Below are 13,316 nucleotides of genomic sequence, written 5' to 3'. Positions count from 1 at the left end.
TTCCTGAGCTTTTTGAATTCATGATTATCTAGAGTTTATTATCAGTAGCTAATTATCAAAAGCTCAGGTTTTGCTTAATCAATAAGGCCAACTTATGTACCAATTCACCATAGACGTTACGTTTACTGCACCTCTTTCGTTTATTTATGCTTCATTTCATGAAGTCGAATATTTGTCACAATGGTTTGCGCCGGGTAACTGCTCAGTTACGCAAGTGATGAACGATTTTAAAGAAGGCGGACGATATCGAATTAAGATGATGGAGCCAAATGGTGTAGAAATGTCTCTAACAGGCGAATACGTAACTATACTCACCGATGAGCAATTGGCTTTTTCATGGGCGTGGGAAGATAACTTAGACGAGTCTCATATTACTTCCGTAAACATCCATTTTAATGAAGTGGAGCCGGATCGCATAAACGTAGTGTTATTGCAAAGCGGCTTCGTTAATAAAGAAGAGTGCGATCAGCATGAATACGCATGGATGTCATGTTTGGAAAAACTAGCGGTATTAACCGATAGACAAAAGGCGTTGAATTAATTTCTCGTGGCCAATGCAATATCACTGCCGTTGAGCTTCGTTCACTGACAAGAGGCAAGTATAGAAGCCGGGCTTTGAATTTGCCCGGCTTTTTTCGTTGCTTATCATTTCTTCACCCAATCACCGTTTTCATTCTTCTCATACTTTTGCTTTACTGCCGACCGAGCTACTTTAAAGGCAACCTCTTCTCGTGAGTCATCAGCATCTCTATCGTCCGGGTCTTTATATTGTTCATAAGCATTGTTATATGCCTCTTTGAAAATTTCTTCGGCATGAGAGGGTAGGTTATCTTGAACCTGTTCAGGTAAGTCGCTTTTTTTATCGTAGGGCATAACGTTCTCCATTCAGTGATTACGGTAGCTTTAAAAGCCACAGTGCTTATCAGTATCGCCGTGCGTACTATTCAATTTTTACAGCTCTGTGATAAAAAGGATTACAAATGATGTGGCGGCTAGGGCGGGTACCTCAAATAAAAACGCCTAATCGCAGTAAAACGATTAGGCGCTTTTGACCATTACTTTATGGTAGTGAGGGTTAGGTTAGCGAGGACATCGCCTCTTTACCGCTAGATTCCTCATAGGTTTCGTAGTCGGTATAACCTTCCTCGTCGCCACCATACCATGTGGATGGGTCATCAAATGGTGTAAGCGGATAGTCGTGCTTAAAGCGCGTTGGAAGGTCGGGGTTAGTGATCCATGGTCTGCCAAACGCAATCATGTCACCATCGCCATCACTAATTCGCTTTTCAGCTTCTTCTTTTGTGTAACCACAGTTGCCGATAATTAGACCGTCGAACAAGGCTCTGAACTCTGCTAGGGTCATTGGCTCGCCGCGTTCGTGAAAACCAAACGCCAATCCGTCCATAACATGCAGGTAGCCTACTTTCAGTTTATTCAGCTGCTGAGCAACATAGGTGAACGTTTCTCTGTAATCGTCTGCGCCCATGTCGTTAAATACACCGTTTGGCGAGAGACGAACGCCCACATCCTGTGCTGGCCAAACGCTAAGCACGGCATCCATTACCTCAGAGAGAAAGCGGTAACGGTTTTCTAAGCTACCGCCATACGCATCATCACGCTGATTGCTGCGGCTATCTAAAAATTGATTTATGAGATAACCATTAGCCGCATGAACTTCGATACCGTCGAAGCCAGCCGCTTTTGCATTTATCGCCGCTTTTTTGAAGTCTTCTACCGTGCGCTGAATATCATCGGCCGTCATAGCGCGAGGTACTTCGTAAGGCTTTTTACCTTTGGGCGTATGGATTTCGTCGCCTTCAATCTTTATGGCCGAGGCTGAAAACGGCAGTTCACCGTTGTGGAAGTCGCTGTGCGAAGCGCGGCCAGTATGCCAAAGCTGTAATACTATTTTACCGCCAGCGTTGTGTACGCGGTTTATTATTGAGCGCCAGCCTTCTACCATTTCGTCGGTATAGATACCCGGCGCATTAACCCAGCCCACGCCCTCAGGGGATATTGATGTAGCCTCGGAAATAATGAGCCCTGCGTCGGCACGCTGAACGTATTGATCGCCCATAATTTTGTTAGGAATGTTTTCATTTCCTGCGCGGCCTCGGGTCATAGGCGCCAGTACCATTTTATTTTGCAATGTCTTTCCAGCCCATTCAATGGGTTGGAATAATGCTGAATCTGTCATTAAGTATCCTTTATGGTTTCTACTTTAGTCGTAGTGAATACTTAGGTGGGTGTAACTTGGATTGATTCAATAGGTGATATTAGTGCGAAACTTTATAATAAAGATGTTTTGAGTCTGTAAAAGCTAGGGCGTGTTACTCTTTTTTATAGAGCGCCCCTAGGACCGCGGCTCTGCTGGCTCCAGTAACCTGAGGTACATTTCCTTTAATATTATTTAAATTCGCAAAAGCTAGCCATGCAAACGCGGCTCCTTCAACATGTTGCGGGTGTATACCTAACGTGTGCGAAGTCAAAACCTTATAATTTGGTAAGGCTATGGTGAGGTGGTCCATGAGTTCGCGGTTAAAAGCTCCACCGCCACAGGCTATAACTTCAATGCCCTCAGCTACAGCATTACCGTTTTTGCTCAAAGTCTCTTTAATCGCGTGCTGAATACCGTCAGATATTGTGTGCGCAGTTAATGCTAAAAGAGTTGCCTGTATATCACATGGCTGAAGCCCGTTTTCTTTACTGTTTTCATTTTCTGAACTGGCGTCCTCCTTGCCCGGGTGGGCCGCAAATGAAGAGGAAAGGTAATTGCTCAACCAATCTATATTAAAATACTCGCGCCCTGTGCTTTTGGGAAATGGCCTCGCGAAGTACTTATCCTTAAGCATGTGAGTGAGCAGCTCTTCATTTACAGTGCCTGTGGACCCCCACTCACCGTTGCTGTCGTATGTTTTATTGAGATGCAGTCGAATCCAGTTGTCCATTAAAGTATTACCTGGACCGGTGTCAAAACCCATAGGTGAATGCTGAAGTTTACTCGGCGAGAGAACCGTAATGTTTGCAATGCCGCCAATATTTACCAAAACTCGATATTTTGATGGGTGTGAAAAAACCGCATTGTGATAAGCGGGAACAAGAGGAGCGCCTTGCCCACCCAGTGCAATGTCTTTTTTCCTGAAGTCGGCGACTACGTCAATATCCGTTAATACTGCTAACGTATTTGCATCGCCAATTTGACACGTGAAACCGCGTATATTGTCTTTGCCAAAGCTTACCGAAAGCACGTCGCAATTAGGATGGTGTCTGACTGTTTGCCCATGAGATCCAATGGCTGTTATATCAAAAGAAGATAGGTTCTCTTGCTTTAGCAGCGAGTTAACAGCGTCGGCAAACACCTCTGCCACAAGCCTATCGGCCACGGCTAGCGTATTAAGTTCGTTTGCGCCTTCTACGCACAATGCGTTAAGCGCAGCAAGAAGTTCCTTGGGGTAGGGTAGAGAGTAAGCTGCTAGCGTATTGCAAGAATCTCTGGTTATATCGCAAAGGACGGCATCTACGCCGTCCATGCTTGTTCCAGACATCAAACCAATGTACTTGGCCATTTACCGGGCCTTTAGTTTTGCTGTTTGTTTAGTCAAGGTGTTATCGCATAGCAAGCATAATACGCTTGTTGTTATCCAGCTGCTCTTGTCTTACTGATGCAATTTCCATAAACCTTGCACGTTCTTCTTTTGCAATAGGTAATGCCTTTGGTAATTGAACCGTTCTGGGGTTACGGTGCACGCCATCCACTAAAAATTCGTAGTGAACGTGAGGGCCAGAAGCAAGCCCAGTGCTGCCCAGATAACCAATGGTTTGCCCTTGTTTTACCGTATCACCCACTTTTACTGCGCGCTTTCTAAAGTGCAGGTATTTAGTGGTGTATTTCTCACCGTGCTTAATAAATACGTGGTGACCATTGTATTTGTCATAAGATGACTTCACTACTTTACCATCACCAGCAGCCATAACGGGTGTGCCTACTTTGGCAACATAGTCCGTACCTCTGTGGGCTTTCCAACGCTTTTGTACTGGGTGAAATCGAGCTTTAGTAAAGTTGGAGCTTACGTATCTAAAGTTAACCGGTGCTCGCAAAAAGCTTTTGCGCATGCTGCGGCCGTCAGGTGTGTAGTAGCGGCCGTCTTCATGCAATATGGCGCTGAACTGTTCGCCTTGGTTAGTAAATTCGGCGGCTACAATATCGCCATAACCAACAAACTCGCCGTCAATATATTGTTCTTCAAACACCACGTTGAAGGTGTCTCCAGCGCGTATTTCCATTGCGAAATCAATATCCCAACCAAAAATACCCGCAAGGTTCATTATTTGGTTGCTACTCATGCCTGCATCGCGGGCTGCGTTCCAGAAGCTGGATTTAATTTCACCTTGCGCAAAGTTGTAGCGAATATCTACATTGCGCTTTTCCAGCTCTGCGGTCAGTTTTTTTGCATTGCTTTCGCTTTTATCTTGGCGCACCAATAGAGTTTCTGTGGGCGAAAGAACGTATTTGAGTTCACTAAAACGGCCTTCATTATCTGCTTTAAATGAAAGCTCATCTCCGGGAAGCAGTGTTACGAGGGTTTTAGTTAACTCGCCAGCGTTAGTGACATTGTAAACATCCCGTGATGTGAACCCGGCTCGTTTGAAAATTTTAGCTAGGGTGTCGCCGCTTCGCACCTTATAGGTATGCCAAGACGACTCGTCTTCGCCCACAAAAACATCAGAGGAAGGCGTTAGATCAATAGCAATAGGATAGCGAACACCCGCATCAAGTGCCATTGCTTCGGTGTGACGACTCGCTTCCACCGGCTCTGACGGTAAAAGGACTAGCGCGCCTAAAAACATGCTGGCAATGGCCAAGCCTGTCCGGTGCTGCTTTGGTAACTTTTTAATTAAATTGACTGCTTTAGAAGCGTCTAATGTCTTTCTCATACTACTGACCACCAGAGAAAACTTGTCTGCAGGGTACCATTTTTCACATTATTTATCTCGATAATACTATTTCACATAGGTTGCATACAAATGCAACTTTTCTCGTCACAAATTAGCATAAGATATAAGCATGTATGGTGATGCTCCCCTGTGTTGCTAATTTACTTTGACGCTTTTGACCTGCCATTTTTAGCCACCACTTTGATCAACAATAATGCCCTTACCGGTAATATGACGTTTGGTATTCCGATTTTTGACGACTAAACCTTTTAATGGTTCCCTTGTATGCGTAAAATGCCGCACATTAATAAATGACTGTTATCAAAGAGTGTGATTAACAAATGACTGACTGGCAAACGGCTCTCGCTGAGATTAAACGGGGCGTTGATGAAATTCTCCCTGAAGAGGATTTGATTGAAAAATTAAAATCTGGAAAAACCCTAACAATTAAAGCTGGGTTCGATCCTACTGCGCCTGATCTTCATCTTGGTCACACTGTGCTAATTAACAAGTTGCGCACTTTCCAACAGCTTGGGCATAAAGTCGTTTTTCTCATTGGCGACTTTACCGGCCTTATTGGCGATCCAACGGGCAAGAACGTTACCCGCAAGCCGTTGAGCAAAGAGCAAGTACTAGAAAACGCTAAAACATATCAAGAGCAAGTCTTCAAAATTTTAGACAAAGAGAAAACAGAAATTCGTTTTAACTCTGAATGGATGGACGGACTTGGTGCGGCGGGCATGATCAAACTCGCAGCAAGCCAAACCGTTGCCCGTATGCTAGAGCGTGATGACTTTAAAAAGCGTTACAACAACGGCCAGCCTATCGCTATTCACGAGTTCTTGTATCCGCTGGTGCAAGGTTGGGACTCTGTAGCTCTTGAATCAGATGTTGAGTTAGGCGGTACCGATCAGCGCTTTAACCTACTTATGGGGCGTGAGCTTCAAAAAGAGCAGGGGCAAAAGCAGCAGTCGATTGTGATGGTTCCGCTTCTTGAAGGCCTAGACGGCGTTCAGAAAATGTCAAAGTCGTTGAACAATTACATTGGTATTACAGACACGCCTAATGAGATGTTCGGTAAGGTAATGTCTATTTCTGATGATTTGATGTGGCGCTACTATGACCTAGTTAGCTTCCGTCCTCTTGAGGAAATTGCCGAGCTTAAAGCTCGCGTTGAAAGCGGAGAGAACCCTCGCGATATTAAAATCATGCTGGCAAAAGAAATCATTGCTCGTTTCCACGACGATGCAGCAGCAGAAGGCGCACACCAAGACTTTATCCAACGCTTCCAGAAAAATGCTATCCCTGATGACATGCCAGAGCTTGAAATTGCATTAAGCGACGAAGGCATCGCTATCGGCAATTTGTTAAAAGAAGCGAAGCTTGTTGGTTCAACGTCAGATGCCATGCGCATGATTAAACAAGGCGCAGTTAAAATAAACGGCGACAAAGTAGAAGACACCCGTTTAGTGATTACCGAAAAAGGTGAAAACGTGTATCAGGTAGGTAAACGCAAGTTCGCTCGTATCACGCTAGCTTAATGCTTCACTAAAATTCTATTTGAAAGCCCGCAAATTTGAGCGGGCTTTTTTTTTGACAAAAGTGCGTTTAAAACGAAAGGAGCATCTCTGCGCCTTCACACTCACAATACCCAGAACAAACTGGGCAGTCGTAGCCTTCGTGGATAGAAGCGTGCCGCCATTTGTTCGCGTGCTTTCTCACAAGCACTCCACCATTTTTCGAAAAATACTTAAATGCACTATTTCCAGGACTTGCTAGCCAGATATGTGCAAGCCCAGCAACGGCGCCTTGTGCTTTAGCACTCTCTATGGATTTTGCCAATAGCGCGCTGCCAATACCTAAAGCTTGCTTTAAGGGGCTAACCGTATTGCACTTAAAGTAGCATACCTTTTCTTTATCCACGTTCCACAAGTGTGGAGAACACCATTTATCTTGTGTCCATTGGGTATGAGCAAAGGTAAGTCTAAAACCTACAACTGTATTGTTTTGCAGGGCAAGCCAGCTCGCATTAATATTGTTATGAAAGCTGCGGTTGTAATACTTATACAGTAACTCAGGCGTTAAATAATTATCACCGTGAACCGAATTACCCAGCTCAATTACACCTTCAAAATGTTCTGGACTCAGTTGAATAAAAGTAATGGTGTCTGTGGCTGTTTCAGCAGAACCTGTTGTACTCAAAGCAGCTTCACCGCACTTCTCTATATTCGAACCCATTTTTTAACTATCGTCCTTCATTCCATCTAGGTGGACATCAAGCGCTTCAACAGAAATCAGTATTTCTCTTACAGACATCCACAAAGAATAAAGCAACGACACTAAGCTAGCGGCAAAGATCCAATTACCTACTTTTTGATAGGTGAGATAGATGGCAAGCATTGATACTACGCAAAGAAAGAAGCTGCCAACGCCGGCAATTTGCATACGCTTTATCAGTTGAATTCGTTGCCGTAAATTGGTTATTTGGGCTACCGTATTATCGTTACGTTCCTCTTTTGAGAAATTCCGAATAATGGTTGCCAAAGTAAGAAACCTGTTCGTATACGCTAAAAGCAGTAACGAAATAGCAGGGAATAGCATAGCGGGAGTAGCAATATCTATCTTCATGGGATTCACGAAAAAAATGTCATGAAAAAAGTGTATCACATAGACGAGAAGGGAACACAGCGTTGCTTTCGTTCATAAAGAGAGTGAATTCTTCAATAACAGGATCATGTTAGAACGTTTTATCCAGTGGTTACATCTGTTCTAAAGCGAGACCCGTTTCGTTCCACCCTAGAATGTCGCCCTCAAGATGCATGACATCAGTAAAGTCGTGCTCTTGTAATACCTTCATAGCAAGCTTGGCTCGTCTACCCGAACGGCAGTAAATGATGATAGGTTTGTTTTTGTGTTGTTCAAGTTTGCTTAAGTAACCGTTTATATTCTCGTGGGGCATGTTAATAGCACCAGGTATGTGACCGTCGGCATATTCCTCAGGAGATCTAACGTCGATAAGCAGCCAGTTATTACTTGCTACTCGTTCAAGCAAGTATGGAGAGGCCTCAACTTCTTTTTGAGTAGTTGCTTTAGCTGTAAACTGTAGAGATAGAAATAGCGCAATACCTACAGCAACTAAAAAACCAGTAACGACCAATCGCATGTTGACCTTTTCCTTCGCGGCTATGCTATTAATAAGACAATGCACTTATTAAGATACTACAAACCCAAGCATTTGTTTTAGATGTTTAGTACTTTTATCAATTAAGAATTGATACCAATGCAAAGTTGTTTTAGTTCATCGGCAAGTCGCAGCGAGAAACGACTTGTTATATCTGGGTCAACGGTGATTAACTCGGCTTTCAAGAATTCGCGATGTGGTGCCCAAAAAGAGGATAACGTTTGTGGGCTCTCTTTACTTGCTGCAATTAACGCCTCGGGCTGACGCTTCAATACCTCGGTCACCGACACCTGCGGGTAATCAACAGGGCTGTCATAAAATGCAGATTGCGCGCCGCATATATTGAGTAATTTGTTAGGCCATGCATTCGGACCCACTGTCATTAGAGGGGCAGCCCAAGAATAGTAAAATACTGGTTTAAATGGTTTACTCGAAAAGGTGTTTCGAAGTGTCGCTATTTGCTGAGCAAATGCAGATGCCAGTGCTTTTGCTTGAGGTGCAGTATTCGTCATTGCACCTAGTCGAATTAATTCGGAGGGAATGTCATCAACGTCGGTTATTGCACTATAAAACACCTTCAGTCCTAATGATGATAGCTTCTGTATGTCTTGAGGCTTATTTCCTCCTTTCCAGGCCAAAACAAGATCTGGCTGTAATGAGAGAATCGCAGTCATATCAATGCCTTGATAATCAGCCACCCGTGGCAGCGTCTTTGCAGCTTCAGGGTAATCACTGTAATCGCTAACCGCCACAAGGTTTGTGCCTAACCCCAAGCTGTATACCCATTCGGTGAGGTGAGGAGCTAAGCTGACAATACGAATTTCATTACGAGTATCAGTTTCAGGGCTCCCACTTATATCCAAATCACTTAAATCTCGCTCACTTGCCATATGAGCCCATGCTTGTGCAACAGCGCACATACTGAGTAAAAAAAGCGCTAAGACACGTTGTTTATTAACGAGAGGTATTGTTAAATAGCGAGCTGTACGAATGAGAAAAGTCCTTCTGCTAAGCATTTATTATCATAATAACAAGAGTTGCAAGGGCTGTGACGACGATCATTGCATTTATCACTGTTCTCTTTACATACACCATGCTTGAAAAGGTAACATCTCTATTTCCCCCTACTCGCGGGTAGCGTATCTTTTGGTTAGCATAAATAGCAGGCCCGCCTAGCTTTATATTATGAATGCCACCAAGTGCCGCTAACAGCAAGGAGGTTTTGTCCTTTGATGGGCAGCGCTTCATAGCCTTAATACCCATTATAGGTTTGCTACTTATTAAGGTCGCTAACGCGCCAATTATTGCTGGGGGGATTACTAAAATAGAAACAATACGCCTTACTGGTAATGCAAATAACGCCATTTTTGGGTCGCGGTAATGCCATTGCCAGGATGTTAAAAGCAGCAGTCGATAAATTAACGCACCCATAGCCCCAAAAGCGACATAATAAAAAATAACGCCGCAAAATAGATACAAAAACTTAAGCCACAGCGACTCGATAGATGCCTTTGCCATGCCCATATCGGTTAACGTATCACACTGCCTTGCGGTGATGCTGGACACCATTTCACGGGCTAAGGACTTTTTGTTTTTCCCTACGGTAAAGAGCACTCTTTTATACTGCTGGCGTTGATAGCCGTAGTCGAGTAACACCACCATAATTATGGCTTCAAAAAACACAGGGTATTGAGCGATTGATACCAATATGCCAAGACAGACAACAAGAGGGCTGAGCAGTACAACAGCCGCCAAAGCACCCGAAATATAATGCTGGCTAGCCGCAAACTTTTGAGAAGGAAGTACTTTGCGCCCCATTTGATTGACCAAATAGCGCATAAGCGTAAGCGGGTGGGTTTGTTGAGGCCATCGCCAAGATGCATCTACGGCGATGGCCAACCAAAGTATTAATAGCGGCTTAAAGTCAATTCCGCTAACTAAAAAGTCCATTATTAAATCAAGCCTTAGCTAGGGAAAAGTTTAGGCAGCATATCAGGCTACATGCTCAAGCGACATGCTCAAGCGACATGACTAGGCTGCATGATCATTAAACATGATTAAGCAACAAAGCAAGGCCAAAGCGAGCTAAGCAAAGTCTTTGATCATAGCCATTACAAGCTCTGCAGAATGTTTAGCGGCGGTGTCCAAATACTCTTTAAAGCTAACCGAGGAGGTTTTACCAGCAATATCGGATAAAGAGCGAATAACAAGGAACGGCGTGTTCAGCATATAGCAAACTTGCCCAATGGCTGCGCCCTCCATTTCAACCGCTTTCATTTCGGGGAAGTCCTCTCTTAGCTTTGCTACGGCTTCGTCGCTACCGATAAAAGCGTCGCCAGTGCAAATGAGTCCGCTTGTCGACTGTATTTCAGAAATGTGTGCTGTCGCTTTTTTGGCGGTGTCGATAAGGGCGTCATCACAGCGAAAATCTTCAGGCATACCTGCGCATTGGCCTAATTTGTACCCAAAGTGCGTAAGGTTGGCATCGTGATGAATAACGTGGGTAGCTACAACGACATCGCCAATGTTAAGGTTCTTATCAAAGCCACCAGCAGAGCCAGTGTTCACTACTGCATCGGGGGCGTACTGCTCAATAAGAACAGTTGTTGCTATGGCGGCTGCAACTTTACCAATGCCGCATTTTACCAAAATAACTTCGATACCACTTAGTGTGCCTTCGTAAAACGTTAAATGCTTCCACTTAGTTTCTTTCAAATCGTCAAGCGACGCTTTTAGTAGCGCAACTTCTTCATCCATTGCACCTAAAATACCAATTCGTTTCATAGTTTTACCGACATGTGAACGTGTTAATGAGTGCTATTGCACGGCCTTAATAAAGATTATAGCAGTGCTGAAACTAGCAACTGTATAGATATATATTTGTAATTGTATAAGTAATGGCAGAAAACTGATAGAAAAATGCCTTTGTTGTAGTGGCTAATCGTTAGATAGCGATACAACAAAGGCAGGGGGAAGAGGAGGTAATCTAATTAAGCTGCGGCAGGGCGGCTAGATCTTATTGGTCGAGTAGGGCGTTTTGTTGGCTCTGGGTTAAGTGTAGGCTGTTGCGCCATTTTTTGCTGAAGACGGCGATAGGGTACAAGTTTATTTTCAAGACACTCGCGAATATCTTCCACGCTGTAACCAGATTTCACTTTAATACGCACATGAGGCACGCCTGCAGCGTCTAGTGCGCCGGTAACAAACCAGTCTTTTTGTGTTTTATAACCGTCTTTGCCTTGGTTATGCACTAAATCAATGGCTAAAACCGGGCTCATGGTGTCTTTCTCAACAAGCACAAAATCTAGCTGACGACTTGATGCTCGAGATACCGCTTGCGTGGCAGTTTTCTTTTTTGTCGATTGACGAACTGTCACCATGTCGTTGAGGCGAACTCGGCACATAACTCTGAATTCACGGCCAACGGCTTGTTCAATTAACGTTAAAAATGAGCATTCCACTTGGGTAAAAAGCTGCGGCTTACGACGAAATGGAAATGCCATTCCTCCGTCAGACAATTTTATGGCGCCTAGAGCAACGACAATAAGTAACATCATTAAAATAATTGCCAATTCCATCTTTATCCTCACATATTTCAATCAATATCAGCGTCAAAAAGGTGACGCTTAATCAAGCTAGACCTTTGGTACTAGTGACTTTGCAATGCAGATGCCAATAATGATTATTAAGCGTGAAAGTCTGTGATGAGGGGGGGAATGAGAGGTGATAGTGAAATAAGAGGTTATGAAAAATAAATAGAGGGGTAACTAAGAGTCGCTATCGCAATGCTTTTTCAAGTACCGCAGATGCATCTAGCAGCGCGCCTTCGTTACCTGGAACAGCTGCAAGCATAATACCCGGCAGTAAGCCGGTTTTTTTGTCAGCAAATCCGCGAGCAGGTACGGTAATGCTAGATAAGTCGAGTATGTTAACCAGTGTGTGGGCAGTAATCTGTTTGTTCAGGCCTGGCTTCATTAATGTCGCTTTATTCATTGCGCCGTGTTCAGGGGCAAGCATGCCCAGCGTGGGTAAGCACAGTATTCCGTCAGGCCCTATTAACTGCCGGTAATGCTCTCGCGCCTGTTCATAGGTTTCTATAACACTAGCTAACTCAGCCTGTCTTCGAGGCCGGTATAAACAATGAATAAGTGAAAGCCATAAGAAAAAGCCAGGCTGTACGGTAGGGCGCCCCGTTATTTGACGCAGCGCTTCGCTCATGGTCGAAAAGGGCTTACCTTCGCTAGATAGCCACTTTTTCCATGTGGAAATCATTTCACCAGTAACCAGTTTTGGAACATTCATAAACAGCGTTTTAATATCGTTAAAAACCGGTTCATGCTTGCTCATACCGGCTACTTGCAATTCCTTTAGTGCAGCTTCGTAGGCCGAGTTAATACACTGGTCTTTCGCCTCGAATGGGTAATTGCGCGGAGCAATTAGTTGTAATCCACTTATGCTTGCTGGCGGTTGTGGAGGCGTGTCGGCTATTACGGAATACGCAAGGCGAGCATCGCGCACACTTCTGGTGAGTGGGCCTATTCCATTGAATGTTTCAAAATAAGACCCTGATTGAGGATATACCGAAGTTTTGTTTATTGCTCCAGAGTGCGGTCTAAAGCCAATTAAACCGCAAAACGCAGCAGGGATGCGTATAGAGCCTAAAATGTCAGTACCAAAGCCCATAGGTGATACGCCACTGGCGACAAGTGCACCTTCGCCACCGGTAGAGCCTCCAGGAACAAGACGTTGATCTTTTGGATGATTGGTGCGGCCAAAGCGCAAATTATCCGTTTCGGCCGTCATCACAAATTCAGGAACATTGCTTCTCGCAATAACAATGGCTCCTGCCGCCTTCAGTCGCTCAACGACTGGGGCATCCTTTGAACATTGAATAGGCTGCATGCGCCGGCTACCAATAGTAATCTGCTCACCTGCTAGGGCGTACGTTTCTTTGAGGGTTATTGGTAAGCCTGATAACGGCCCGGCAACGGGGTTTTCAGCGGCGGCTAAAGCCTGTTCTGTAAACACTTGAGTTGCCGCGTTTAATATTGGATTTACAAAACGCAGCCTTTCCAGACTTGCTTTCACAAGTTGCTTGCTAGTGCACTCACCCGTGCGCATTTGTTCAAGCATTGCGGTGGCATCGGGCTGGTTGTGGAGAGTTAAGTCTGTCATTTTACAACGCTCTCCCTAAAGGCTA

General features: G+C 44.4%; 14 protein-coding genes. 2 read left to right on the top strand and 12 right to left on the bottom strand.

Annotated elements, in window-relative coordinates; genetic code table 11:
* Positions 1-94 precede the first annotated feature (94 nt).
* Complete coding sequence (locus CW735_RS15200) at positions 95-541, top strand: SRPBCC family protein (RefSeq protein WP_100972848.1); 447 nt, start codon at positions 95-97, stop codon at positions 539-541.
* A gap of 104 nt (positions 542-645) precedes the next feature.
* Here CW735_RS15200 and CW735_RS15195 read toward each other — a convergent pair whose 3' ends face one another.
* The 4 genes from CW735_RS15195 to CW735_RS15180 form a co-directional block, all read right to left on the bottom strand.
* The gene (locus CW735_RS15195; protein WP_100972847.1) at positions 646-873 is read right to left on the bottom strand and encodes a ChaB family protein; all 228 of its coding nucleotides are present in this window, start codon (positions 871-873) and stop codon (positions 646-648) included.
* A gap of 202 nt (positions 874-1,075) precedes the next feature.
* Positions 1,076-2,197, bottom strand: a complete 1,122-nt coding sequence (locus CW735_RS15190; RefSeq protein ID WP_100972846.1) for an alkene reductase — start codon at positions 2,195-2,197, stop codon at positions 1,076-1,078.
* Between the two features lie 133 nt (positions 2,198-2,330).
* On the bottom strand, positions 2,331-3,566 hold the full coding sequence (locus CW735_RS15185) for an anhydro-N-acetylmuramic acid kinase (protein ID WP_100972845.1): 1,236 nt from the start codon (positions 3,564-3,566) through the stop codon (positions 2,331-2,333).
* Between the two features lie 40 nt (positions 3,567-3,606).
* The gene (locus tag CW735_RS15180; protein WP_100972844.1) at positions 3,607-4,935 is read right to left on the bottom strand and encodes a peptidoglycan DD-metalloendopeptidase family protein; all 1,329 of its coding nucleotides are present in this window, start codon (positions 4,933-4,935) and stop codon (positions 3,607-3,609) included.
* A gap of 341 nt (positions 4,936-5,276) precedes the next feature.
* On the opposite strand from CW735_RS15180, the gene tyrS reads away from it, so the two are divergent.
* Positions 5,277-6,476, top strand: coding sequence for a tyrosine--tRNA ligase (gene tyrS / locus CW735_RS15175; protein ID WP_100972843.1), 1,200 nt, complete (start codon positions 5,277-5,279; stop codon positions 6,474-6,476).
* A 67-nt stretch (positions 6,477-6,543) separates the two neighbouring features.
* Here the strand turns inward: tyrS and CW735_RS15170 are convergent, their stop codons facing one another.
* From CW735_RS15170 to CW735_RS15135, 8 genes are all read right to left on the bottom strand, one after another.
* Positions 6,544-7,173: a GNAT family N-acetyltransferase gene (locus CW735_RS15170; protein WP_100972842.1), complete on the bottom strand. Its 630-nt coding sequence runs from the start codon at positions 7,171-7,173 to the stop codon at positions 6,544-6,546.
* A gap of 3 nt (positions 7,174-7,176) precedes the next feature.
* The gene (locus CW735_RS15165; RefSeq protein WP_071981339.1) at positions 7,177-7,563 is read right to left on the bottom strand and encodes a DUF2721 domain-containing protein; all 387 of its coding nucleotides are present in this window, start codon (positions 7,561-7,563) and stop codon (positions 7,177-7,179) included.
* A gap of 130 nt (positions 7,564-7,693) precedes the next feature.
* On the bottom strand, positions 7,694-8,098 hold the full coding sequence (locus tag CW735_RS15160) for a rhodanese-like domain-containing protein (protein WP_100972841.1): 405 nt from the start codon (positions 8,096-8,098) through the stop codon (positions 7,694-7,696).
* Between the two features lie 101 nt (positions 8,099-8,199).
* Positions 8,200-9,006, bottom strand: a complete 807-nt coding sequence (locus tag CW735_RS15155; RefSeq protein ID WP_232230499.1) for a cobalamin-binding protein — start codon at positions 9,004-9,006, stop codon at positions 8,200-8,202.
* A 118-nt stretch (positions 9,007-9,124) separates the two neighbouring features.
* Positions 9,125-10,066: a cobalamin biosynthesis protein CobD/CbiB gene (locus tag CW735_RS15150; protein ID WP_071980471.1), complete on the bottom strand. Its 942-nt coding sequence runs from the start codon at positions 10,064-10,066 to the stop codon at positions 9,125-9,127.
* 135 nt (positions 10,067-10,201) lie between these two features.
* Positions 10,202-10,900 (bottom strand): 5'-methylthioadenosine/adenosylhomocysteine nucleosidase, encoded by a 699-nt coding sequence (locus CW735_RS15145; protein WP_100972840.1) that lies wholly within the window; start codon positions 10,898-10,900, stop codon positions 10,202-10,204.
* Between the two features lie 206 nt (positions 10,901-11,106).
* Positions 11,107-11,694 carry a DUF2726 domain-containing protein gene (locus CW735_RS15140; RefSeq protein WP_071980469.1) on the bottom strand — a complete coding sequence of 196 codons (588 nt, stop codon included), beginning with the start codon at positions 11,692-11,694 and terminating at the stop codon, positions 11,107-11,109.
* 199 nt (positions 11,695-11,893) lie between these two features.
* A complete protein-coding gene (locus tag CW735_RS15135) occupies positions 11,894-13,291 on the bottom strand; it encodes an amidase (RefSeq protein WP_100972839.1) in 1,398 nt (465 codons plus the stop codon).
* Between the last annotated feature and the right edge of the window lie 25 nt (positions 13,292-13,316).

Origin of the sequence: Alteromonas sp. MB-3u-76, from assembly GCF_002831605.1 — a bacterium.
Classification (GTDB): Bacteria; Pseudomonadota; Gammaproteobacteria; order Enterobacterales; family Alteromonadaceae; genus Alteromonas; species Alteromonas hispanica.
Note: the sequence above shows the minus strand (reverse complement) of the source record. Positions and strands in the feature narration are given on the sequence as shown.

Bases quoted from the DNA above. Each gene is read 5' to 3' on its own strand.
- CW735_RS15155 (WP_232230499.1), bottom strand. From the start codon at position 9,006: ATGGCAAGTGAGCGAGATTTAAGTGATTTGGATATAAGTGGGAGCCCT.
- CW735_RS15150 (WP_071980471.1), bottom strand. From the start codon at position 10,066: ATGGACTTTTTAGTTAGCGGAATTGACTTTAAGCCGCTATTAATACTT.
- tyrS (WP_100972843.1), top strand. From the start codon at position 5,277: ATGACTGACTGGCAAACGGCTCTCGCTGAGATTAAACGGGGCGTTGAT.
- CW735_RS15195 (WP_100972847.1), bottom strand. From the start codon at position 873: ATGCCCTACGATAAAAAAAGCGACTTACCTGAACAGGTTCAAGATAAC.
- CW735_RS15200 (WP_100972848.1), top strand. From the start codon at position 95: ATGTACCAATTCACCATAGACGTTACGTTTACTGCACCTCTTTCGTTT.
- CW735_RS15185 (WP_100972845.1), bottom strand. From the start codon at position 3,566: ATGGCCAAGTACATTGGTTTGATGTCTGGAACAAGCATGGACGGCGTA.
- CW735_RS15165 (WP_071981339.1), bottom strand. From the start codon at position 7,563: ATGAAGATAGATATTGCTACTCCCGCTATGCTATTCCCTGCTATTTCG.
- CW735_RS15140 (WP_071980469.1), bottom strand. From the start codon at position 11,694: ATGGAATTGGCAATTATTTTAATGATGTTACTTATTGTCGTTGCTCTA.
- CW735_RS15145 (WP_100972840.1), bottom strand. From the start codon at position 10,900: ATGAAACGAATTGGTATTTTAGGTGCAATGGATGAAGAAGTTGCGCTA.
- CW735_RS15180 (WP_100972844.1), bottom strand. From the start codon at position 4,935: ATGAGAAAGACATTAGACGCTTCTAAAGCAGTCAATTTAATTAAAAAG.
- CW735_RS15160 (WP_100972841.1), bottom strand. From the start codon at position 8,098: ATGCGATTGGTCGTTACTGGTTTTTTAGTTGCTGTAGGTATTGCGCTA.
- CW735_RS15190 (WP_100972846.1), bottom strand. From the start codon at position 2,197: ATGACAGATTCAGCATTATTCCAACCCATTGAATGGGCTGGAAAGACA.
- CW735_RS15135 (WP_100972839.1), bottom strand. From the start codon at position 13,291: ATGACAGACTTAACTCTCCACAACCAGCCCGATGCCACCGCAATGCTT.
- CW735_RS15170 (WP_100972842.1), bottom strand. From the start codon at position 7,173: ATGGGTTCGAATATAGAGAAGTGCGGTGAAGCTGCTTTGAGTACAACA.